We start from the raw sequence: 21886 nt of genomic DNA on the forward strand, positions 1-21886 counted from the left end.
ATAGCATCACCAAGATTGAGCGTCGAGTCTCGAGAACCCTCCCGCGTGCGACAATAGCGAGTTCGCACCACCGACGCCGCCAAAAAAAGGGGCCCAAACCATGGGCCCCTTCCCGATCGATCCGGCCCTCGATTACTTGGTTGGGGCGGAGTTGCACCAGTCGTGGATGCTGAGCGCCATGACCTTGATGGCCGTCAGATAATCATCGATCGACACATACTCGTCGTTCGCATGCATGACCGCCGTCGAACCGGGTCCAAAGATCACGGTCGGTGTATTCGCGTACTTGTTCAAGAACCGCGTATCCGCCGCGCCCTGCCGCCCCGAGATCGTCGGCTTCTTGCCGGTCACTTCCGTATAGACGTCGCAGACGGTCTGCACGATCGGATGCTGGACCGGAATCTCCGAGGCCTCGGCGTCGTAGCCGACGAACTTCACCACGGGAGGATGGTCCTTCATCCAGGGATCCTGAGCCGCAACTTCGGCGATCTTCTTGACGAGGCTCTGCTTGACGCCCTCATGGTCCTCGCTCGGAACCGTGCCGATCGATCCCTTCAGAACGGCGCTCGCCGGGAAGGCGCTCGGATAATTGCCGGCCTGGAAGCTGCCGATGATGCAGGGCAAGGAGTCGATGGCGCTCGGGTAGAGCGCGTGCTTGACGTTTGCAACGCGCTCGTCTTCCAGCTCCTGCACGGCCTTCACGATCTTGTTGCCGAGCTCAATGGCGCTGATGCCAAGGTAGCGCTGCTGGATACCGGCGGGCTTGCCTTCGATGTCGATCTGGAACCAGATACGCCCGATGCAAGCCGGCTGCACGAAGAGGTCGCTGGTCTCGCCGGAAATGCCGGCGTCCGCCTTGTAGCCGCGGATGACGGTGTCGAGCGTGCCGTGTCCGCTGACTTCCTCGTCGATGACGATGTTGATCATGACATCGCCCTTCGGAGTGAGCCCAAGCTCCTTCAAGTACTGGACCGCGAGCACGTGGCTGGCAACGCCGCTCTTCATGTCGCACGAACCGCGGCCATAGATGCGCCCGTTCTTGATCGAAGCGGACCACGGATTGTCGCTCCATCCCTCGCCGTTGCCGACGGGGATCACGTCGGTGTGACCGTTGAGAAGCAGCGAGCGGCCGCCGCCGGTGCCCTTCAGGGTCGCAACGATGTTGGGGCGATTCTCATAACCGCGGTCGACCGGGCGATAACCGGGATGCTTCTTCAGCTCGTCCCAATTGGTCTCCCACATGTCGACCTCGAGACCGACCTCGGTCAGGTAGCCGTGCATGTGCTTCTGGATCGCGGCTTCGTCGCCGGTCACGCTCGGGATCGCGACCATATCCTGGAGAAACTTGATCGCGTGATCTTTCGAAGCGTCGACCTTGTCGAGGATCTTCTTGCGTACGGGGTCAGTCATCTGCTTGTCGCCTGTGTTGAGCGTTTTTCCGGTTTCGTTACTTGGCGCGCAGGCGCGGGATGATCTCACGCGCGATGGTCTCGACCTGGTCCGCCTGATACTTGTACGGAACGAAGATGATCTTCTGGACGCCCAGCGCGATGTGCTCGCGAAGCTGGGCGACGCACTCATCGACCGAGCCCATGATAGCGCTCTCGCGGCTGCAGTCGCTGTGAGCCGGGAAATCCCACTCCTTGTTGAGCCAGTCCATCATGTCGGCTTCGACCGCCTGCCGCGATTTGCCGATCATGATCGGCAGCTGCGAGGCGTTCTTCAAAGTCGACGGATCCTTGCCGCCCTCCTTGGCGAAGTTGATGATCTTGTCCCAGGACTTCTTGAAGTCGGCAGGACGATAGAAGTAGGTGAGCCAGCCGTCTCCGTTCAGAGCGGCGCGCTTCAGCACGGGATCGGCGTATCCGCCGATCAGCAGCGGAATTTGCGGCTGCGCCGGCTTGGGATACATCACCGCCTTCGAAATGTTGTGGCGCATGTACTCGCCCGAAACCGACTCTTCGGTCCACAGCCGGCGCATGATCTCAAGATTTTCATCCATGATCTTGCCGCGCTTTTCGAAGGGAATGCCGAGCGCGTCGAACTCGCGCTTGTACCATCCGGACGCCATGCCCATGATCAGGCGGCCTTCGGACAGCTGATCCATGCTCGAGAGCTGCTTGGCGAGCGCCACCGCGTTGCGGAGCGGCAGAACCAGGATGCCGGTGCCCATCTTGATCCGCTTCGTGCGCGCGGCAATGCCCGTCAGTGTCGTCAGGGAGTCGATGATCGGGAAGTTCGGATCGACGCCGAGAAGCATGTGATCCCAGACCCAGACCGAATCGTAGCCGAGCTCCTCGACCCGAACGCCGTACTCGACGAGCGCCCGGGCGTTGGGCATTTCGGGATAAGCGGTGAAGTTGCGCGCGGCAATACCAAACGTGTTGGCGAGCGTGGTCATCGATAGATCTCCGGACTTGGTGTAGCTTTAAGCGGTGAAGAGACGGTCGGGATCGAGCATCCGCAGCGTCTCGAGTTCGTGGTCGGTCGGCGGCGACGTGACGTGGAGCTTCTCGTCGAAGTCGAGCCTGAAGCCGGTATTGTCCTGCACTTCTTCGCGGCTGACGCCGGGATTGAGCGCGAGCACCTTGATGCGCCGGGTCCTGTCGTCGAAGCCGAACACGGCGAGCTCGGTAATCACGCGCCACATGCCGCCGCTCGGCAAGCCGGAGTCGCGCCGGCTGGTGCCGCCGCGGATGAACCCGGGGCTGGTGATGAAGTCGACCTTTTCGACGAAGCGCCGCTTCTCGTGCTTCATCGCGACGATCATGTTGGTCAGGCTGGAGATATCATTGCCGCCGCCGGTACCCGGCAGGCGCGTCTTCGGCTTCGCCGGATCGCCGATGAACGACGAGTTCAGATTGCCGAACTGATCGATCTGGGCGCCGCCCATGAAGCCGACATCGACGTAACCGCGCTGGAGCAGCAGCAAGACATCGGCGCTGCCGAGGACCATGTTGGCGCGCTTGGTGCAGCGCTGGTCATTGGTCGACGGCGGCAATTTGCCCGGCTCGACGAAGGCGCCGACAACGCCGCCTTCGAACAGAATGGTCAGGGCCGGACAGCGGGTGCGCTGGGCCAGGGTTGCGGCGAGCAGCGGCACGCCGATGCCGGCGAAGACCACCTGCCCGTCCTGCAGCTGGCGCGCGCTCAAGATCGCGAGAATTTCGCTTGCGGTGTAGCGCTGCGCCTCAGTCATTATAGATGCTCCTGCCCTTCTGCGTCGCCTCCAACACCTCATCCATGCCGATCAGCGAGAGATATTCGTTCCAGGACTTCGGGCTGTAAAAATAGCGATCGAGATATTCCTGCATGCCCTTCATGGGATCCCCGTTGACCTGCGCGACATAGGCTTCCATGTGCCGCATCATCGGCTCATAGAGGCCGTAGCACTCGTGCGGCGCCGATCCGTAGGGAACCTCGACCACGGCATCGACGCAGAAGAACGGGATCTTGGTCTGGTCCGGCGCGCGCCGGATCTGGTCGTTCGAGACGATCCGCTCGGTCGTGAGGATCACGCTGTTGGCGGCGAGCGCGAGATCGATGTCCATGAATTGCAGGCCGTCGATCTGGGCGTTGCCGTAGGGGTCGCAGCGCTGGACGTGGATCAGCGCGACGTCAGGATTGAGCGCGGGGACCAGCAGCAGCTTCTCGCCGGTGAACGGACAATCGATCTGCCTGGCTTCGGGACGCTGACCAACGATATCCGACCCCAACATGGCGCGGGTCGGCAGGAACGGAACGCCCATGCCGCCGGCGCGAAAGCGCATGCCGACAGCCATGTGGCTCCATTCCTCATAGCGCTTGCCGCCGTTTTCCACGTGATGCCGCATCACCTTGGACAGGCCCCAGAGAATACCCTGGGCGAACCAGCTGGTGACGACGTGGTTCGCGATGCCGGATCCGAACACGAGGTCGCCGTCCGTCGAGACGATGCAGCGCGAAATCGAAAGATCCTTGCGATGCTGGCGGATCAGCTCCCAAAGCAGCGCCATCGGCGTGCGGGACATGGTCGACCCGCCAATACCCACTTTCATGCCATCTTGGACGAAGCCTGCCGCTTCCTCGAGCGACACCACCTTTTCGCGCAGGCTGCGGTCGCGCTGCGCCATCTTCTCTCTGAGCCGCGTGTACGGCTCCACCAGGGTATCCGGCAAAACATCCTCCTTGTCGGCAACCGGCAGCGGCTGAGGAGCGAACCGCAGGCCCTTCCTGCCAATTGGACCTATCGTACTAATGTTAGTCCCATACGTCTAGCAGAATCTTCGCTACAGCCAATCGTGGCGGATACAGCAGCCGCGACATGCCATCGCGAAGCAAGTGGCCATCGAAGGACCGCAGGAGTCCTTGCCGCGAGAGATGAGCTGTTGCGTCCGGTGACAATTGCTCGGCGCGTCATCGCCGCCCTTCAGCCGGATGGTTGAGAACGTCCGAATCACCAGGCAGCTCGGCAAGGCTGAACAATTCCTTGACGCGAACAGGCCGAAGCGCTTGCAAAAGCGCTACGGCATCATAGTGCCGCTTGGTGATCGCAGATCACGAGTCGAACGCGCGAGCTCGCTCATGTCTCAGATGATCCGCGATGGAAGAGGACCGGTCGGCTGCACGTGAGACGAGCAGCGCGCACTTTTCCAACTTGACGGTCCCGCCTTATCACGGTTCCGGCTATCAGCTGCGCGAGCGGACGGAACCTGCCGCATGGTTGACCGGACCAGCTCAAAATGTCGGCTCGAAGCGGAGGGTATTAGGACCATAAGCCGATAGATAGGATGTCCTGCCCAGTTCACAGCTCTTGGCACAGATCGTGCTTATGAGCCGACGCCACTTTCGAAAGCGTCGCCGTGCAGCGCCCAGCTTCCACAGCGATCACCCGGTTGAAGTGGCCCGCCTGGTGACGCAGCGGGCGCACAGGCGTCAACAAGAACCAACAAGAGAGGATGGACCGTGGAGCATTATCTTACCTCGACACCAGATCATCTTCATTGGGGACTGTGGGATGGTCGGCTCAGTCCCGTCATCAGAATAGCGTCCGGTGATCGGGTGACGATCGAAACGCTATCGGCCGAGCCGGATGAAGCGTTCGATCTCGTGAGCGACCTGGTCGAACCGCTTGGCTGCAGCGACATCCCCGCGTCCCACGGAGCCGCACCGCGGCTATTGACCGGACCAATCCACATCGAGGGCGCCGAACCAGGTGACGTGCTCGAGGTTCGTGTCCTCGATGTCCGCCTGCGATCGGACTGGGGTTGGAACATGAGGGCCCCGACGAGCGCTGCGCGGGAAACCTCATTGGACTTTTGCTGCCGGCATGTCCCGCTCGATCGCACGCGCAATATCGCGCGCCTGCCTTGGGGACGGGAGCTGAGGTTATCGCCGTGCTTTGGCAACTTTGGTGTCGCGCCGCCGGCGAACTGGGACCCCCGCAAGCCGAACGAAGCGAACGGTTTCAGCGGGCGCATCGACAACAGGGATCTCGGCGCCGGATGCACCGCCTATTTTCCAGTTTTCGTCACGGGCGCACTGTTCTCGGCGGGTCATGGTCATGCGTTGCTCGACGATGGAGCTGCGCACCTCTCCGCCATCGAAACGGCGCTCGCCGGCACGTTCGAATTTCACATTCGCCGCAATCTGCATCTTGCGACCCCTCGGGTCGAGACCGCATCCGCGTCGGACAGCTCATCGATGGTCAATGCGCATGCACCGCAAGGCCGCAGCCAACGTACGAACTAGTGTTGCACGACGCGCACAGCGCCCCGGCTCATCGTCCATGGCGGCTGATCGCCGCCGGCTCGATGACACCACCGTCTATTGCTGCTGCAACGCCCGCTCGACGATAGCCACGGCTTCCGGAGGAGCCTTGGCCTTCCACGTTGCGATGGGTGCCGAGGCACCTTGCTTGAGCGCGGCGAGAACAGGAGCCGGCGCCGGTTCTGCGATCTCAACCCCGTTGGCGCGCATGCGCGCATAATTCTCGGCCGTGCGATTGGCCAGAAGCTGGAACTGGCTTTGTTCCGTCTCGGCAGCCACCTGAATCACCTGGCGTTGAACCGATTCCGGGAGCGCTTCAAAGGCATCGGTCCTTACAAAGGCAATCGAGATCGGAATCGCGTAGTTGATCGCCGTGAAATGGGTCAGATCCTGCCAGAGCTTTCGGCCGGCCCCGCCGTCGCCCGACGTCAGAATGGCATTCAGCTCATGGCTTCTTACCTTGGCGATTGCCTCGTTGAACGGAAGATACTCCGCCGTTGCACCGACCGCGCGCATCACCTCGGCCGAATTGTAGTCATACGTCCGCGCGGAAATGGATCGCAGGTCCGCCGGCGTCGAGATTGGCTGGACACTCCAGAGGCCGGTGGACGGCCAAATGGTGATGTACAGGAGCTTGAGGCCCTGCGCGGCCAACGCCTTCTCGTAGAGTGGCCGCGCTCGCGCGTTGATGGACCGCGCCGCGTCGATGGACTGGACGACAAACGGCAGCGACGGCAGACCAAATACTGGATCGGACGCTTCGAGCGGCCCCGCGAATGCGTCGCCACCGGCAATCCGTCCCTCTTGGGCCGCACGCAACATTTCGCCGGAGCTGATCTTCAACTCGTTATCGAACGCATTGCGGACCGTAACATACCCGTTCGTCTGCGCGGACACGAGCTCCGCGAATTTTGCCAAGCCAACTCCAGAGATATTGCTTCGAGGATATTCCGTCGCCATCTGCCACGCCACTTGAGCGGACGCAGGTGCGCCGAAGAAGACCGTCGACGCGATGAGAAGCGCCGCCATGGCAGAGCGCAGACCGGCCCAACTGGTCGACCAAGGCAAATCAGAATCCGAATTGAGCACCGGATATATCCCGCAAGCACAGTTTGACTTCGATCAGTCTTGCCCATGCTGACGGGGCCGTCAAACATGCCGTCCTAGACCGGCGAGTGCCCGTCATCGCTTGCTGCTACGCCGCTTCTCGGCGCGGCGCGGTGCCGCCTTTGCCGTCGCGCGGGCCTTGCTCGGCTTTGGCGCCTGCAACCCGTAGGTCGAGAACCCCTTCGCGGTGTCGGCGATCTCCTCGTCGCTCAGGATGATCCGCGAGTCGAGCGCAAGCGAGAGGTAGTATTGCCGCGCGAGGGTCTCGAGCTCGACTGCGAGCCACATCGCCCTGTCGAGATTGGCGCCGAGCGCAATCATGCCGTGATTGGCGAGCAGGCAGCCATTGCGGCCCTCCAGCGCAGCGATCGCATGATCGGACAATTCCTTGGTGCCGTAGCGCGCGTAGCCGGCGCAGCGGATGTCGGTGCCGCCGAATGCCGCCATCATGTAGTGGCAGGCCGGGATCGGCTTGCGCGCGATCGCGAGCACGGTCGCATAGGTCGAGTGGGTATGGACGATGGCGCCGACATCGGGCCGGGCGCGCGTGATATCGAGATGGAAGCGCCATTCGGTGGAGGGCTGCAACGGCCCCTCCCACGCGCCATCGTCGCCCTCGAGCGGCATCGACGCGATCATCTCCGGCTTCATCGAATCATACGGGGTCGCCGACGGCGTGATCAGCATCCTGTCCTTGTAGCGGGCGGAGATGTTGCCTGATGTCCCCTGGTTGAGACCCGACGCATTCATCCATCGGCACTTGGCAATGATCGCCTCGCGCAATTGTCGTTCCTCACGGGTCATACGGACTGCCTTTCTCTTCAGCACGAATTGCCTCTTCAGCACGGATTGCGTGGCGGCTCGCCGATGTCTTGCACCGCCAACCGTCCTCTTTACTCTGGACCAGCGTAGGACCTCGCCGCTTCATCCCTTCTCGGCGGAGAGAAACAGCCGATAGGCCGGATTTTCGCTCTCGTTCCAATAGGGATAGCCGAGCGCATCGAGCGCCTGAACGAACCGGGCGCGCTCGGAAGGCTTGACCTCGATGCCTGCCAGGATGCGTCCGTAGTCGGCGCCATGATTTCGGTAATGGAACAGCGAAATGTTCCAGTCGGGCGCCAGGCTCTCGAGGAATTTCAGCAACGCGCCAGGACGCTCGGGAAACTCGAAGCGGTAGATCACCTCGTCCTTGAGAAGCGGCGCGCGGCCACCCACCATGTAGCGCACATGGTCCTTGGCCATCTCGTTCTCGCTCAGATCCAGGATCGGATAGCCCTCGCGCCGAAGCAGCTCCATGACTTCCCGCTTCTCGGCCTCGCCGCGGCTCAGCGCGATACCGACAAAGAGCTGCGCCGGCGCGGTGGTCTCGGCAAAGCGATAGTTGAATTCCGTGATGGCCCGCGAGCCGAGGATGCGGATGAAGTGCCGATAGCTGCCCGGCTTCTCCGGCACGGTAACCGCAAGCAGCGCCTCCCGGTGTTCGCCGACCTCGGCGCGATCGGCAATGGTGCGCAGCCGGTCGAAATTCAGATTGGCCCCGCTGTTGACGGCAATCAGGCTTCCGTCGCTGAGCGCGCCGCGCTCGGCGTAGGCCTTGAGGCCGGCGAGCGCCAATGCGCCGGAGGGCTCGGCCACCGATCGCACGTCATCGAAGATGTCCTTGATGGCCGCGCACATGGCGTCGGTGTCCACGGTGACGACCTCGTCCAGCAGGTCGCGGCAGAGCCGGAACGTCTCACTTCCGACCTTGCGGACCGCGACGCCGTCGGCGAACAGTCCGACCTGATCCAGCGCGACGACGTTGCCCTTGGCGAGCGCCGCCGCCATCGACGCAGCGTCTGCCGGCTCCACCCCGACGACCTTGATCGAGGGGTTGAGGAATTTCACGAAGGCGGCGACGCCGGCCGCCAGCCCACCCCCGCCGATCGGCACGAAGATCGCCTCGATCGGATCGGGATGCTGGCGCAGGATTTCCATCCCGACGGTCCCCTGGCCGGCAATCACGTCAGGATCGTCGAACGGATGCACGAAGGTCAGGCCGCGCGCGACCTCGATCTCCCTGGCCTTGGTTTGCGCATCGTCGAACGTGTCGCCATGCAGCACAACGTCGCCACCCAAACGCCGGACGGCTTCGACCTTGATGGCGGGCGTCGTCCTCGGCATCACGATCGTCGCGGGAATGCCGAGCTTGCGCGCCGCCAGCGCCACACCCTGCGCGTGATTGCCCGCCGACGCGCAGATCACGCCCTGTCTTCGCTGCGCGTCCGGCAGCCTGACGATCTTGTTGTAGGCGCCGCGAAGCTTGAACGAGAAGATCGGCTGGAAGTCCTCCCGCTTCAGCAAGACGGCGCGCGACAAGCGCTCCGAGAGCCGCGGCATCGGGTCGAGCGGCGTCTCGACCGCCACGTCGTAGACACGGGCGGTCAGGATGCGTTGGGCGTAGTCGCGGAGCGCGTTGGCGGCAGTGGTCATCAGGTCGCTTCTGTCGATGGGGAGGCAATCCATATCGGTTGCACCTGCCCATCGTCGGCGCCGACCTGGCGAGCAGACGGCACGGAGCCGGCCGCTGCATCCAGCTCGAAGCATCGCATGACCGGAGGCTCGAGTGAAGCAAAGACCGCCGGATCAATCGCCTGGTCGAGCGCATATGAAGTCATCTGGGCCGTCGCAGGGGGCGCGGCCAAAATATCGAAAACAACCCCATGCAAAGTAGCCGGCGGCGGCCGGCGTCGACCGGGCAACTTGACACGTCGGGCAACTCAGGGATACACTTCTAGTATTCAGAAATTGACCGACAAGCGCCTTCAGCACCGCAGCTGAATCGGAGACCCAGCCAAAAATACCGCCCTGGCGTTGACCACTTCACGCCATGAGATGCGACGAATTCCACCCCCTGCCATGGTCACCGGGCGCTTCCCAGCCCACCTCGGAGACGAGCAGCGTGTCCTCGAGCTTGATGTAACCGCGCGTTGGATGCAGCAGCGCGGTTTCGATCGAGATCACCATCCCGCATTCGAGCGGCCGGTCGGCGTCATAGGGCGCGTAAGGTACCGGGCCGGTCGCGGTGAGGCGCGGCGCTTCGTGACTGACAAGCCCGATGCCGTGTGCGGTGAAGTCGAGCACGGCGCGATGCGGGGAGACTTTGACGGCAGCCTCGCCCGCCGCAATGATGTCGCCCCCCAAGGCGCCCGGCCGGATCGTGCGCCGCGCCACTTGCTGGATGTCCTCGACCTGTTGCAGCAACTCGCACAGCTCGCTGTCGGGCTCGCCCAGAATACCCATGCGGCTGAGATCGCCGATATAGCCCCGGTAGTTTCCGCCGGAATCGATCGAGATCACGTCGCCCTCCGCAAGACGCTGGTTCGACGGCGCGCGGTTATGGCTCTTGCCCGCGGCAATCAGGCAATATTCGAACACGAGATCACGTTGCTGCTCCTCACGGCGCAGACGAGCGACGACGTCGTTCTTGGTCATGCCCGGTGCACAGCCCTTGAACGTCGCCATCATCGCATCGACGACCCGTTCGGAAGCTTCCCTGATGAGGTCCAGTTCGGCCGGTGACTTGACGGCACGAAGCCGTTCCAGCGTGAAATGAGCCTCGCGGACCTCGACGTTGCCAAGACCTGCAAGTAGATGATCCCTGGCGTCGGCCGGCAGGAAGCCGGCCTCGATGCCGACGCGCCTGGCGGATCCCCCGAGCTTTCTCACATGATCAATGGCGAGGCCGATCGCATCGACCGTTCCCCATGCGCTCGCTTTAACAATCGGCACCGATATCCGTCCCAGCTCATGCTCGAACTTCTCCATGCGGTTGCCGATGTAGCTGGAATTTTCAGGGTGCCCTTTCTGATAGACGAAGACAGGCAGATAGCGGCTGGTGCCGATCGCCTCCATAACGTCGAAGAAGAAGAAGCGATATCCGCCGAGCAGGTACTGCACGTTGTGACGCGAGGTGACGATCAGGATGTCGAGCCCCGCCTCATCCATCAGCCGATCGAGTTTTGCGGTATCGAACGGCGCCGCCGCCGCGACCATGTCGAGCGCATTGTCCATGATATGACCTTCCGTCTTTCACTGTCCCGCTGCCGCTTTTGCGGCCAGCGACTTCGGTGCGGCGCTCGCGCCCGCGTTTTCACCAAACAGAACCACCGGGCGTCCGTGCGGCTCGACGCCGAGGAACGTAAAGGCGAGCCCGATCAGAAGGCCCGCGCCGGCAAGAAAGCAGAACGCCGGCATCACCGCCGACGCGGTCGCGCTGGGATGCACGACATTGTCCGCGCCGGCGATCAGTGCGAGACACAGCGGTCCGACGATCTTGCCGACCCCGTTTGAGAGTTGAGCAAGGCCGACCGCGCGCCCCGAAAGCTGGACCGGAAAGATCTCCGCGGGATAGGGCCCGATGTTGGAAAATCCACCGTCGAAGAACACGGCGCCGACGATCAGGAAGACCAGGAACAGCGGGACCGCGCCGGCAAAGTCGTTGTGAAAATAGGCGGCCAGCGCCAACGAAACCGCCGTGCCATAGCCCATCAACTGACCACACGGCTTGCGGCCGATCCGATGGGCGAGAAAGGCAAAGCCGGTCCGGCCGACAACGCCGGCGAGGCTGACATAGATGAACATCTTCGCCGCGTCCTGGGGCGCGACGCCAAGCAGCAACGCCACGATGGTCGGCCCCCACAGGAAAACGCCGTAATTCGCCGTGCTGGCGCCGAACCAGATCAGGACTGTCAGCCAGAAGCGCCGCTGCTCGGCAAAGAGATCGGCAAACGTCGCCGGGTTTGCCGGCGGCAGCGTGGGCAGGACAAATGACTCGCCGCCGACCTGATAGAGCTTTCGGATATTCGACTGCGCCTCGCGCACACGGCCCTTGCTGATCAGCCAGCGCGGCGATTCCGGCATGATGATCATGGTCAGAATTCCGAGGACGATCGGCAGGAATCCGACTGCCGCGAGGCCACGCCAGCCCACCAGCGGCAGCAGGAAGCTCGCCGTCACCGACGCCGACAGCACGCCGAAGGCGACCGGGACGACCACGAGGCTCGTGACCAGCGTGCGATGGCGGGTCGGTGCGAATTCGACGATGGCAGGAACTGCCGCCGCCGCGCCAGCGGCAAGGCCGAAGCCGACGAAGAAGCGCAGGATCGCAAACGCCACCCAGCCGTCTTCCGGAATGAACGCGATCGCGCCCGAGGTCAGGCCGCAGAGCAGAACGCCGGCAACCGCCAGCGGCTTGCGCCCGAAGCGATCGGCGAGGACGCCCGCGGCGAACGCCCCCAGCATCGCCCCGATGCCGGCGCTCATCAGCATGATCGAGGTTTGCCCAAACGTCAGGTGCCATTTCGGCGCCAGCACCGACACCAGGAACCCGACCACAAAGAAATCGAAGAAATCCACCACGCCGGAGATGGCGAAGATGATGATCGATAGCCAATAGCGCGTCGTCACCGGCGCTTCGTCGAACGGCACAGCGCTCGCTTGCTCAGCCATGGTCTCCCCCTGTTGTTGTCAAGCCGCCTTCTTTGAACTCAGAAATGCCGTCACCGCCTCCGCCACCCGCCCGGGGGCCTGGATCGACGCGACATGGCCGACGTCCGCGATGGTGTTTGTCTCGACGCGCGCAAGATCACGAGCGAGCGCAAATGTTTCTGCGTTCGGGATCAGCCGGTCGTCGGCGCCCACGAGCAGCAAGGTCGGGCGATCAAAGCCCATCAGATCGGCGGCGACGGGCTGCGCGAGTAAGGCGCCACGCCGCGCCTTCTGGCCGTCGTCGCGGCTGGAGCCACGGAAGATGTCGATCAGTTCGGGCCGCGCGCGCAGGTAATCCGGCGGGAAGAAGTATTCTGCGATCTTCGGCGCGTTGCCGGCGGTGTCCGCGCGATAGGACGCGAGCTTGCGGAAGACATCCGCATTGACGTCGAGCGGGCTTCTGTTGACCTTCCAGGTGCTACTCAGGATCAGGCGATCGATGCGGCCGGGATTGCGGGCCGCCAGCACTTGCGCGATCAGGCCGCCCAGCGAGGTCCCGAAGACATGGGCGCGATCGTAGCCGAGCCCCCTGATCAGGGCGGCGGCATCATCAGCCAGGTCGGCCAGCGAATAGGACGACGGAGGATTTCTGGTGGCGCCGGAGTCGCGCTGGTCATAAGCGATCACGGTGAAATCCGCCGCCAGCGCCGGCGCAAGGCCATCAAACATCGAATGATCGGCCTCGCCGCCATGCAGCAGCACGATCGGCTCGCCGCGTCCGGTTTTCTCAAACGCCGTGACGACGCCGTTGGATTCGAACGATTGCATGGGAGCCTCCGCTAATGCAGCAACGTCGAGAGCGCGCCGGCCAATTCCTTCGCCGGATCCGACGGCACCCACGGCATCCGCCACGCCACGTGTCCATCGGGGCGCACCAGCACGGCGCCGCGCATGCCCAACTGGAATCCGTCCGCCGGGTCGGCTGACGGTAGCTGCTTCAGCGAGAGCGGCAGGCCGGTCTTCTCCGACACCTGCTTGCCTGCCTCCAGCCACTCGCTGCCGAGCGGCCCGGTGACGACGGTGAATTCCTTGTCGAACCAGTCGAGCGTCGATTTCCTGCGCGAAGGCTCCAGCCACATATGCGGAAAGCGCGCGCCGGGACGGTCCGTCGGCGTGTAGTAGCGGGAGTTCAGCGCCTTCGCGACGGTGCCGTCGGGAATCACCGCGCCCTCCTCGTAATTGTGTCCGAGGTTCTGCCCGATGCTGTGCAAATGATTGTCCATATCGTTGATCCAGAACCTGATCCGGTCCGGATTGCGCGATCGCACGGCGTCGTCTGTCAGCCCAAATCGCAATCTGTTGCCGTAGCTGAAATTGGCATTGGATTGCGCGATCGGGCGGCGTTCGCTGGAATAGCTGTCGAGCAGCTTTTCGTCTGCGAGGCCCTTCAACACGAAGGCCAGCTTCCAGGCGAGATTGTGCGCGTCCTGAACGCCGGAGTTCAGACCGAAGCCGCCGGTGGGCGGAAAGCGGTGCGCGCAGTCGCCGACCAGAAACACCCGGCCCTTTCGAAAGGTCTCGGCCACCTGCATGCTGACGCGCCAGATCGAGCGATTCAGAAGCGTGACATCGAGGTCCGGAATGCCGACATGGCCGCGCGTGATCTCGATGAACTCCTGGTCGGTCCACGGCCGCTCGCGATCGTCCTTGGTCAGGCCGATTTGCGTCACCGTGAGCCAGCGATCCCGGCCATTGGTGTTCAGGATGCCGGCGCGCGGCAGATCGGGTCTGTCCGGAACGATGATGAAGCCGGCGGCCTCGCGTGCGATCGGCAATCGCGACAGATCGGCACGCCAATACTCGTTCGACATCACCGCCAGCGTGGAGGGGCCGACCATGTCGATCCCGGCGCTGCGCCGCGTCTGGCTGCCGGCCCCATCGGCAGCGATCAGGTAAGTCGCCGTCCACCGCGTCACTTCGCCGGTCTTTTCGCAACGTGTCGTGACGCTGACGCCGCGATTGGTCTCCTCGAACGATTCACAGGCCGTGTTGAACAGGACCGTGGCGTGTTTTGACTTCTCGACCACGCGCAGAATTTCCTCCTCGACGGCGTCCTGGGCGACCAGGCTCTTCCAGGCGGGGGTATGTCCGACATTCGGCTCGGGACGGGTGCGGCCGAACTCATGACCCGCGATGCTGTCGAGGAACACGAACATGTCGGAGTTGTCCTGCAGGCCGCGGTCCCGGATCGCCTGCTCGATCCCCCACTGGCGGAAGATCTCCATGGTGCGGACCCAGCAGCCGCGCGACTTGGGATGATCTGTCGTCGTCGGGTTCTTCTCGACCACCACGCAGTCGATACCGAAGCGATCGAGCAGCAGCGACATCGCAAGGCCGACCGGCCCGCCGCCGGCGATGAATACGGACGTCTGGCGTGCCTCATCGGTGGCGATGCCCATCCTCGTCTCTCCTCCGTTTGATCCTTGGGAAGGAGACTGCTCCTTTCTTGGTATCTCACAAGAATATGTTTGATATGGTATCCATCTCGAATTGAGATGGAGTGCCCATCATGGACCTGCGGCAGATTCGCTATTTCGTTGCCGTCGCCGAGCGTGGTGGCTTTGCCGCCGCCGCGAGCACGCTGAACGTCGCCCAGTCGGCGCTCAGCCGCCACGTCAAGGAACTTGAAGACGAATTGGGCGGCGCCTTGCTCGAACGCGGCGCGCGCGGTGTTTCGGTCACGGAATCCGGCAAGGTGCTGCTCGCGCGCGGGCGCTGGCTGCTTGGCACGATCGACGACATCAAGGCCGAGGTGCGCACGGAAAATCGGGAGCCCAGCGGTACGGTCCGGATGGGCGCGCCGCCAAGCCTCGGCGATATCCTCTACCCGCCGCTTGCCCAGACATTCGTGAAGCAATTTCCACGCGTGCGGCTCGAGCTAAGTGAAGTCTTGACGGAAAACGCATCCGAACGCCTGCTGCGCGGTGAGCTCGATCTGGCGATCGTGACGACGCCGCCCCCCAATGATCACCTCGACTATGAACTGCTGATGGTCGAACAGGTGTTTCTGATCGGGCCGTCGCGCGATCCGCTGCTGAAGCGTGGCAAACTGACCCGCAAGGAGTTCGACGCCCTGCCATCCGCCGTGGGCCCGCTCAGCCGCAACCCGTTCCCATCGACAATGCTCTGCGCGGTACGGGTCGACAACAGCACGCCGATGAAGCGCATGGTGGCCGCGGGCCTCGGCTATGCATTGCTGCCCTTTTCCGGCATTCACCAGGAAGTGGCTGCCGGTGCGCTATCGGCAGCGCTGTTGCCGTGGATGCGCGCCGACCGCGTCCTGGCATTGCCGCGTGGACGGCCGGTCAGCCGGGCAACGCGTGAAGCGATTGCAACCTTGAAGAAGATCTGCCGCGCCCTCATCGATGAGGGAATTATCCTGACCGCGCCGGCGAGCAAGACCTGAGCGCGTCATTCCCCTCCAAACGATCTGCTCGTTCCGCGCTGGTGCCCTGCACGGCCCCCATTCGCTGCATCCCGCCGCCCGTTCCAGACGGCCGACCTGTCCCACCGCGTCTCACTCCGGCCGTCCGGTCAACCAATCGTCTTGACGATAGTTGTCATGACAACTATAGAGTCATTCCAAGATTGGCGATCAAGCTGGCTGTTCCCGCCGTGGACGGACGAGAGCCGTGAAACGGCAATGGCTCCGCGGGCGACCTTTGGTTCGCCTTGCACAGCCGGCGGCAAGTCGAAGGGAGGACGTGATGAACGCTGCTTCGCAGAACCACGCGGCACGACTGCGGGAGATTTCCCGGCTGATTGACGACCGCCCTACCGAACGCATCTTCGAGGTCGATCGCCGGATCTTCAGCGATCCCGACGTGTTCGACGCCGAGCTCAGGCATATCTTCGAGGCCACGTGGAATTTCATCGGCCTGGAATCCCAGGTCGCCCGGCCCAACGACTTCGTCACCACCCATATCGGTCGGCATCCAATTCTCGTGATGCGGAGCGCCGACGGCAAGGTCGGCGCATTCCTCAACACCTGCCGGCATCGCGGAACGATCGTCTGCCCCTTCAAGCAGGGCCGGCAGAAATTCCATGTCTGCCGCTATCATGGCTGGGCCTACGACTCGAGTGGCCGCAACATCTCGGTGACGGAGGAAGCGAGCGGGCAGTATCCGCCGTCCTTCTCGAACCGGAATCACGACCTTCTCCCGGTCGCCCGGCTTGGCTCGTATCGCGGATTCCTGTTCGCAAGCCTCTCGGCCGACGTTCCGCAACTGGAGGAGTTTCTCGGCGACACCCGCGCCTTTCTCGACCTCATCATCGATCAGAGCGACAGCGGTGAGGTCGAGTTCGTGCCCGGCGCCAGCACCTACACGTTCGATGCAAACTGGAAGCTGCAGTTCGAAAACGGCCTCGACTACTATCATTTCGCGACCACCCACAGCTCCTACGTCGACATCCTGAAGAAGCGCAACGCCACCGCCGGACCGGACGCCGGTTTCACGGTTGAGCCGGAAGGCGAACAGGAAGGGCAAGGCAGCTTCAGCTTCGATTATGGCCATGCCGTCAACTGGTCGATCAAACGGACGCAGCTCTATGGTCGTCCGCTCGGCATGGACCCGGCGCGTCTCGATGCCGTGCGGCAACGCGTCGGCAGCACCCGCGCCAAGTGGATGCTTCGGCAACGCAACCTCACGATTTTTCCGAACCTGCAGGTCATCGACATCCTGTCGGCGCAGGTGCGAACCTGGCGGCCGCTGGCGCCCGACAAGACCGAGATGGTGTCGCATTGTCTTGCTCCGGTCGGCGAAAGCGCCGCGGCGCGCGCGCTGCGTATCCGCAACTACGAAGACTTCTTCAACGCCTCGGGGCTCGCGAGCTCGGACGACAACGTCATGTATGAATTCTGCCAGACCGGCTACGACGCGACCACGGCCGCGCCCACGCAAGGCTATCTGCGCGGCGTTGCGGAGGTCGGCCACGGCGAGAGCGCGCATACGCGCGAGCTCGGCATAACCCCGTCCGAATGGTCGTTCGGCCCCACCAGCTTCGGCGGCGAGACGAATTTCCACCCCGGCTATCGCGAGTGGCGCAGGCTGTTGCAGCACGCCGCAGGGGAGAATGCGTGATGGCTGGCAGCGCAATCCAGCAAACGGATGTGCACGCGGTCGCCGCCGCGACCATCTTCCGCGAAGCCCGCCTGCTCGACACCGGCGAATGGACCGACTGGGTCGCGATGTACAGCAAGGATGCTGTCTATTGGGTGCCGGGATGGCTCGAAGAATACACCACCACCAATGATCCCGATACGCAGGTCTCGCTGCTCTACCACGATGCGCGGCGCGGGCTGGAAGAGCGGATCGCACGCATCGAGTCACGCAAATCGATCACGGCATTGCCGCTGCCGCGCACCGTGCACCAGATCTCGAACCTGGAAGTGTCTGAAACCGGGCCTGACGAGATCACCTGCCAGTCGGTGTTCTCGGTCCATGTCTACGACCCGCGGGTGGCCAAGGAGCATCTGCGCCACGGGCGCTATCAGCACACGCTGAGGCGTCAAGGCGAGACCTGGAAGATCGCACGCAAGGTCATCACGCTGGTCAATGACCGCGTCCCGACTGTGCTCGATTTCTACAGCATTTGAGAGAGCACATGACGGATCAAGGAACCTGGCACGAAGCTGCCGCACTTGGCGCGTTGAACGAAGGCGAGCCCCACGGCATCGAGATCGCGCGGCCACCACATCGCGCTCTATCGCGTCGGCAATGAGTACTACGCCACCAGCAACATCTGCACCCATGCGGAGGCGCTGCTGTCCGACGGCATCCTGGACGGCTGCGAGATCGAATGCCCGCTGCATATGGGCCGCTTCGACATAAGGACCGGCGAGGCGCTGACCAGTCCGGTCGAGATCGACATCCAGACCTATCCGGTGCGCGTGGCAGGCGATCGGCTGGAAGTCTGCCTGCCCGCATAAGGCGACCATCAAAAATCAAGAATCGGGGGAAGCTGGGATGACCGAAGTCGTGATGGACAAGGCGGCGAGTGCGATCGCCGATCCGGAGATCGAACGCACCACCATCCGCAAGGTCGCGCTGCGCCTGATGTGGTTCGTGATGGCGATGTACTTCCTCGCCATTCTCGACCGCGGAAACATCTCTTTTGCCGCGCTGCAGATGAACAAGGAGCTCGGCCTCAACGCCGAGATGTTCGGCATCGCGGTCGGCATCATGTATTTCACCTATTCCATCTTCGAAATCCCGAGCAATCTCATCCTCAGCAAATACGGCGCACGCGTCACGCTGACGCGGATCGCGATCCTGTGGGGCATTGCCACGGTCTTGATGGCGTTCACGCAGGGCCCGCTCAGCCTCTATGCATTCCGCGGCTTCCTCGGCTTTGCCGAGTCCGGCCTGTTTCCCGGCGTCATGCTGCTGCTGAGCCTCTGGTTTCCGTTCAGCTACCGCGCCCGCTACAATGCCATGTTCAACTATGCGGTGCCGATCTCCTACATCTTCGCCTCGTTGATCTCCGGCGCCATCCTCGAGCTGAACGGAACGTTCGGGATCTCGGGCTGGAAATGGCTGTTCATCCTCGAAGGCGTGCCGCCCATCATCCTGGGGATCGTCGGCATCTTCTACCTGACCGACCGCCCGCAGCAGGCGAACTGGCTGTCGACCGCGCAGCGCAACTGGCTGACCGGTGCACTGGAGCGCGACGCCAAGGCAACCGGGGTGGTGCATGCCGAGGGCGTGCTCAGGACCATCACCAAGCCGATGGTGCTGCTGTTCGGCCTGTGCAATTTCGGCCTGTTCTGCGGGCTGGCTTCGCTGTTCCCCTGGCTGCCGCAGATCATCAAGTCGTTCGGCCTGCCGAATTCGCAGGTCGGCTTCGTGACAGCGATCCCGCCGATCGCCGGCCTGATCGGCATGATTGCACTGTCGCGGCACTCCGATCATGTCGGTGAGCGCTTCTACTATGCCGCGACGACCTTCGTGATCGCCGCCGCGGGATTCGCGATCGCGGCCTTTTCCACATCGCCGGTCTGGATCATCATCGGATTCATGGTTGCCAATGTCGGGGTCTATGGTACGCAGGCCGTGTTCTGGACCATTCCGCAGTCCTACATGTCGCGGCAGAGCGCGCCGGGAGCGATCGGCCTGGTCGGCATGATCGGCAGCATCGGAGGCGCGACGATCCCGATCGTGATCGGACGCGCCAAGGACGCTTCGGTGCAGCTTCACCACCGGATTCCTCGTGGTCACAGGCGTTCTCCTCGTCGCGGCGGTCCTGGTGTTGATCGCGCGCACACAACTCGTGAAAGAATGAAAAATCGGACTGCCACAAGTCGCACCAAAGTCGCTGACGCGCGCCGCGCCCCGCGGGAGGACGCGCGCTCGGAACTGGTGATCGATTTCGAACGCTATGTGCCGACGGTGCTGTCGAGCCTCGTCGCCAAGTTGCGCGCGAACGCCAATGCGTTCTTCCCGCAAGCCTACGGCGTCTCGCTGGCGGAATGGCGGGTGCTGTCCTTTCTCAGGGAGCATGAGCCCGCAAGCGCCTACGACATCTGGACCAACGCGCAGCTGGACAAGGCCGTCGTCAGCCGCGAGACGACGTCGCTGAAGAAGAAGGGGCTGATCGAGCTGACCCCGGTAAGAGGCAGCGCCCGGAACCGGAGCGAGATCCGGTTGACAGCTCAGGGCGTGGCGCTGCTTGACCGCAGCCTCGACGAAATCCTGCGCCGGCACAGCAACCTCACGGCCGGCCTCGACGCCAGGACGCTGGACACCTTCTTCCGTGTCGTTGATCACATCGAGCAGCGCATTCCTCACATGGCCGATCCGTCCGAACATGCCGCGCCGGCCCATGCGCCGGTCAAGCGCATTGCGAAGCGGAGATCGCCAACCGGCGCCTGAGGGCGGCAGGCCGGGAAGCCGGCGATCGCACGGATCGAAATACGAGTCACGGTGCGGTGAGTGCACGAAGGAACCGGGCGTAATTTAGGTTTCAGTAAGCAAGTTGTAGCTAAAGTCGATCAGTGAGTTGCGTATAGGAGACTTCCAGTGATCGACTTTGACGAACTTCGTAGTATCGCCGCGGATGTTCGTATCTTTATCGATGCTTCGGAAGACAAGGGTGGCGCGTTGAAGGCCATCGTCGACGCCTACGATGTCGTCCTCGGCATCTTCCCCGCCGGCCCCGGAATGGACCTTCACGTGGTCAAGGGCACCGAGGTCCTCAATCACATCGCGCAGACCCAGGCCTCGTCGGGCTTCACGCACACCGCCATCGCCTTCCAGACCCGCGAGCAGGCTGTTGCGCTTGAGCACCTGATGGCGGCCTAGCCACCGGCGCAGAGCCGCTGACGACCGCGCATTTTGCTTTGAGATCAAACGATTGCCCGCCATGCGGCGGGGGCGATATGCAGTTTGTGCCAGTCTCGTCCCCAAGGCGCGCGGTCCTGACAAAACGGCGTCCCGACCCATCGATCCCGTGCCGTCGTCCGCGTTGCCTTCCCGAGCAAAACCGGCAAAAATCCCGTCCACGATTCCGCCGTGGGACGCGTGGATATGGGCCAGCACCTGACGGTCAGCACCGGCGAGCTTGACGGCTTCGAGGGACTCCACGACGCCGTCAAAGGCTCGCATGTCGAGGTCATGCAGCTTGAGCGCGGCAAGCTGCGCGGGACGTTGTCCCATGTCGGGATCGGCGATTTCTCGCTCAGCATCGGCGCATTCAATGTCGGGGTCCGCACCCAGCGCACTTCGGCCGATGACAAGCTGATCATCGGAATGCTGCTGAATGCCACGGATCGCGTCACGCATTGGGCATTCGACATGCAGCCGGCCGACGTGCTGGTGATCCCTCCGTCGGTCGAGCATGACGGCGTCTTTCACAAGGCCTCGTCCTATGCCGCCATTCGCTTCGACATGGCCGATCTGCCCGACATCTTCGGCGACGAGCCGCGGCTGGCCGATGCCGAAACATGGCAAGCAAAGAACCACTTTCGCGCCGACCCCACGCTCGGCATGGTCGGGGCGATCAGGCTGCCGCAGATCGTCTCGCATCTCGCCCGGTATCCGGACGCGCTGTCGGACGCCTCGTCCGAGTTCTGGAAGCGCGCGATCATCGATTGCGTCAGGCCGACGGCCATCGCATCGCTGCCGCCAGACGGAACCAGCTACCTGCCGTCGGCGATGAAGCTGGTACGCCACGTCGAGGACTATCTGCACGCCGCGGGCGCCCGCCCGGTCCATGTCTCGGAAATCTGCACCGAGCTTCGGCTGTCGCGACGCAGCCTGCACCGCGCCTTCCACGAGGTGTTCGGCGTCGGCCCGGTGACGTTCCTGCGCTACAAGCGGCTCTGCATGATCCGTTCGATCCTGCGCGAAAGCACGCCGGAGCAGACCACCGTTTCCAAGGTTGCGATCGAACAGGGCTTCATCGAGCTCGGGCGCTTCTCGCAATACTACCGCGCGATGTTCGGGGAATACCCGTCGCAGACGCTCGGCTATGCCGGTTAGAACGATCCGGCGGCGCTCACGCA

Annotated in this window: 19 protein-coding genes; 8 read left to right on the top strand and 11 right to left on the bottom strand. The window is 63.2% G+C overall.

The window, feature by feature from the left end; all coding sequences use genetic code 11:
• Positions 1–132: 132 nt before the first annotated feature.
• From ACVIGB_RS19725 to ACVIGB_RS19740, 4 genes are read right to left on the bottom strand one after another with little or no spacing between them, the layout of a single operon-like run.
• Complete coding sequence (locus ACVIGB_RS19725; protein WP_456721395.1) at positions 133–1410, bottom strand: ArgE/DapE family deacylase; 1278 nt, start codon at positions 1408–1410, stop codon at positions 133–135.
• A gap of 37 nt (positions 1411–1447) precedes the next feature.
• Positions 1448–2401: an LLM class flavin-dependent oxidoreductase gene (locus tag ACVIGB_RS19730; protein WP_050401073.1), complete on the bottom strand. Its 954-nt coding sequence runs from the start codon at positions 2399–2401 to the stop codon at positions 1448–1450.
• Positions 2402–2428: 27 nt separating this feature from the next.
• A complete protein-coding gene (locus ACVIGB_RS19735) occupies positions 2429–3199 on the bottom strand; it encodes a CoA-transferase subunit beta (protein WP_194459395.1) in 771 nt (256 codons plus the stop codon).
• Positions 3192–4112, bottom strand: coding sequence for a CoA transferase subunit A (locus ACVIGB_RS19740; RefSeq protein WP_456725125.1), 921 nt, complete (start codon positions 4110–4112; stop codon positions 3192–3194). Before ACVIGB_RS19740 ends, ACVIGB_RS19735 begins: the two co-directional genes overlap by 8 nt.
• A gap of 832 nt (positions 4113–4944) precedes the next feature.
• Between ACVIGB_RS19740 and ACVIGB_RS19745 the strand changes: the two genes are divergently transcribed.
• Positions 4945–5730 (top strand): acetamidase/formamidase family protein, encoded by a 786-nt coding sequence (locus ACVIGB_RS19745; RefSeq protein WP_456721394.1) that lies wholly within the window; start codon positions 4945–4947, stop codon positions 5728–5730.
• Positions 5731–5805: 75 nt separating this feature from the next.
• Here ACVIGB_RS19745 and ACVIGB_RS19750 read toward each other — a convergent pair whose 3' ends face one another.
• The 7 genes from ACVIGB_RS19750 to ACVIGB_RS19780 form a co-directional block, all read right to left on the bottom strand.
• Complete coding sequence (locus ACVIGB_RS19750; RefSeq protein WP_456725124.1) at positions 5806–6777, bottom strand: TRAP transporter substrate-binding protein; 972 nt, start codon at positions 6775–6777, stop codon at positions 5806–5808.
• A gap of 153 nt (positions 6778–6930) precedes the next feature.
• Positions 6931–7659: a class II aldolase/adducin family protein gene (locus ACVIGB_RS19755; protein ID WP_456721393.1), complete on the bottom strand. Its 729-nt coding sequence runs from the start codon at positions 7657–7659 to the stop codon at positions 6931–6933.
• Between the two features lie 120 nt (positions 7660–7779).
• On the bottom strand, positions 7780–9327 hold the full coding sequence (ilvA, locus tag ACVIGB_RS19760) for a threonine ammonia-lyase, biosynthetic (protein ID WP_456721392.1): 1548 nt from the start codon (positions 9325–9327) through the stop codon (positions 7780–7782).
• 390 nt (positions 9328–9717) lie between these two features.
• On the bottom strand, positions 9718–10908 hold the full coding sequence (locus tag ACVIGB_RS19765) for a M24 family metallopeptidase (RefSeq protein WP_456721391.1): 1191 nt from the start codon (positions 10906–10908) through the stop codon (positions 9718–9720).
• 18 nt (positions 10909–10926) lie between these two features.
• The gene (locus ACVIGB_RS19770) at positions 10927–12345 is read right to left on the bottom strand and encodes an MFS transporter (protein ID WP_456721390.1); all 1419 of its coding nucleotides are present in this window, start codon (positions 12343–12345) and stop codon (positions 10927–10929) included.
• An 18-nt stretch (positions 12346–12363) separates the two neighbouring features.
• The gene (locus tag ACVIGB_RS19775) at positions 12364–13152 is read right to left on the bottom strand and encodes an alpha/beta fold hydrolase (RefSeq protein ID WP_456721389.1); all 789 of its coding nucleotides are present in this window, start codon (positions 13150–13152) and stop codon (positions 12364–12366) included.
• 11 nt (positions 13153–13163) lie between these two features.
• On the bottom strand, positions 13164–14783 hold the full coding sequence (locus ACVIGB_RS19780; RefSeq protein WP_456721388.1) for an FAD-dependent monooxygenase: 1620 nt from the start codon (positions 14781–14783) through the stop codon (positions 13164–13166).
• Between the two features lie 110 nt (positions 14784–14893).
• Between ACVIGB_RS19780 and ACVIGB_RS19785 the strand changes: the two genes are divergently transcribed.
• From ACVIGB_RS19785 to ACVIGB_RS19815, 7 genes are all read left to right on the top strand, one after another.
• The gene (locus ACVIGB_RS19785; protein ID WP_456721387.1) at positions 14894–15790 is read left to right on the top strand and encodes a LysR family transcriptional regulator; all 897 of its coding nucleotides are present in this window, start codon (positions 14894–14896) and stop codon (positions 15788–15790) included.
• A 301-nt stretch (positions 15791–16091) separates the two neighbouring features.
• On the top strand, positions 16092–17465 hold the full coding sequence (locus ACVIGB_RS19790; protein WP_456721386.1) for an aromatic ring-hydroxylating oxygenase subunit alpha: 1374 nt from the start codon (positions 16092–16094) through the stop codon (positions 17463–17465).
• Positions 17465–17980 (top strand): aromatic-ring-hydroxylating dioxygenase subunit beta, encoded by a 516-nt coding sequence (locus ACVIGB_RS19795; protein ID WP_456721385.1) that lies wholly within the window; start codon positions 17465–17467, stop codon positions 17978–17980. Before ACVIGB_RS19790 ends, ACVIGB_RS19795 begins: the two co-directional genes overlap by 1 nt.
• 99 nt (positions 17981–18079) lie before the next feature.
• Positions 18080–18313, top strand: coding sequence for a non-heme iron oxygenase ferredoxin subunit (locus ACVIGB_RS19800; protein WP_456749378.1), 234 nt, complete (start codon positions 18080–18082; stop codon positions 18311–18313).
• A 37-nt stretch (positions 18314–18350) separates the two neighbouring features.
• The gene (locus tag ACVIGB_RS19805; RefSeq protein WP_456749196.1) at positions 18351–20255 is read left to right on the top strand and encodes an MFS transporter; all 1905 of its coding nucleotides are present in this window, start codon (positions 18351–18353) and stop codon (positions 20253–20255) included.
• Between the two features lie 147 nt (positions 20256–20402).
• Entirely contained in the window at positions 20403–20684 is a 282-nt protein-coding gene (locus ACVIGB_RS19810; RefSeq protein WP_050401090.1) for a hypothetical protein, read from the top strand.
• 225 nt (positions 20685–20909) lie between these two features.
• Complete coding sequence (locus ACVIGB_RS19815) at positions 20910–21863, top strand: AraC family transcriptional regulator (protein ID WP_092116340.1); 954 nt, start codon at positions 20910–20912, stop codon at positions 21861–21863.
• Positions 21864–21886 lie beyond the last annotated feature (23 nt).

Source organism: Bradyrhizobium sp. USDA 4341 (assembly GCF_054063755.1).

What these genes read in the sequence shown, in the direction of transcription:
- ACVIGB_RS19725 (WP_456721395.1), bottom strand. Translation starts at nt 1,410, where the DNA reads ATGACTGACCCCGTACGCAAGAAGATCCTCGACAAGGTCGACGCTTCG.
- ACVIGB_RS19730 (WP_050401073.1), bottom strand. Translation starts at nt 2,401, where the DNA reads ATGACCACGCTCGCCAACACGTTTGGTATTGCCGCGCGCAACTTCACC.
- ACVIGB_RS19735 (WP_194459395.1), bottom strand. Translation starts at nt 3,199, where the DNA reads ATGACTGAGGCGCAGCGCTACACCGCAAGCGAAATTCTCGCGATCTTG.
- ACVIGB_RS19740 (WP_456725125.1), bottom strand. Translation starts at nt 4,112, where the DNA reads ATGGCGCAGCGCGACCGCAGCCTGCGCGAAAAGGTGGTGTCGCTCGAG.
- ACVIGB_RS19750 (WP_456725124.1), bottom strand. Translation starts at nt 6,777, where the DNA reads ATGGCGGCGCTTCTCATCGCGTCGACGGTCTTCTTCGGCGCACCTGCG.
- ACVIGB_RS19755 (WP_456721393.1), bottom strand. Translation starts at nt 7,659, where the DNA reads ATGACCCGTGAGGAACGACAATTGCGCGAGGCGATCATTGCCAAGTGC.
- ilvA (WP_456721392.1), bottom strand. Translation starts at nt 9,327, where the DNA reads ATGACCACTGCCGCCAACGCGCTCCGCGACTACGCCCAACGCATCCTG.
- ACVIGB_RS19765 (WP_456721391.1), bottom strand. Translation starts at nt 10,908, where the DNA reads ATGGACAATGCGCTCGACATGGTCGCGGCGGCGGCGCCGTTCGATACC.
- ACVIGB_RS19770 (WP_456721390.1), bottom strand. Translation starts at nt 12,345, where the DNA reads ATGGCTGAGCAAGCGAGCGCTGTGCCGTTCGACGAAGCGCCGGTGACG.
- ACVIGB_RS19775 (WP_456721389.1), bottom strand. Translation starts at nt 13,152, where the DNA reads ATGCAATCGTTCGAATCCAACGGCGTCGTCACGGCGTTTGAGAAAACC.
- ACVIGB_RS19780 (WP_456721388.1), bottom strand. Translation starts at nt 14,783, where the DNA reads ATGGGCATCGCCACCGATGAGGCACGCCAGACGTCCGTATTCATCGCC.
- ACVIGB_RS19785 (WP_456721387.1), top strand. Translation starts at nt 14,894, where the DNA reads ATGGACCTGCGGCAGATTCGCTATTTCGTTGCCGTCGCCGAGCGTGGT.
- ACVIGB_RS19790 (WP_456721386.1), top strand. Translation starts at nt 16,092, where the DNA reads ATGAACGCTGCTTCGCAGAACCACGCGGCACGACTGCGGGAGATTTCC.
- ACVIGB_RS19795 (WP_456721385.1), top strand. Translation starts at nt 17,465, where the DNA reads ATGGCTGGCAGCGCAATCCAGCAAACGGATGTGCACGCGGTCGCCGCC.
- ACVIGB_RS19805 (WP_456749196.1), top strand. Translation starts at nt 18,351, where the DNA reads ATGACCGAAGTCGTGATGGACAAGGCGGCGAGTGCGATCGCCGATCCG.
- ACVIGB_RS19815 (WP_092116340.1), top strand. Translation starts at nt 20,910, where the DNA reads ATGGGCCAGCACCTGACGGTCAGCACCGGCGAGCTTGACGGCTTCGAG.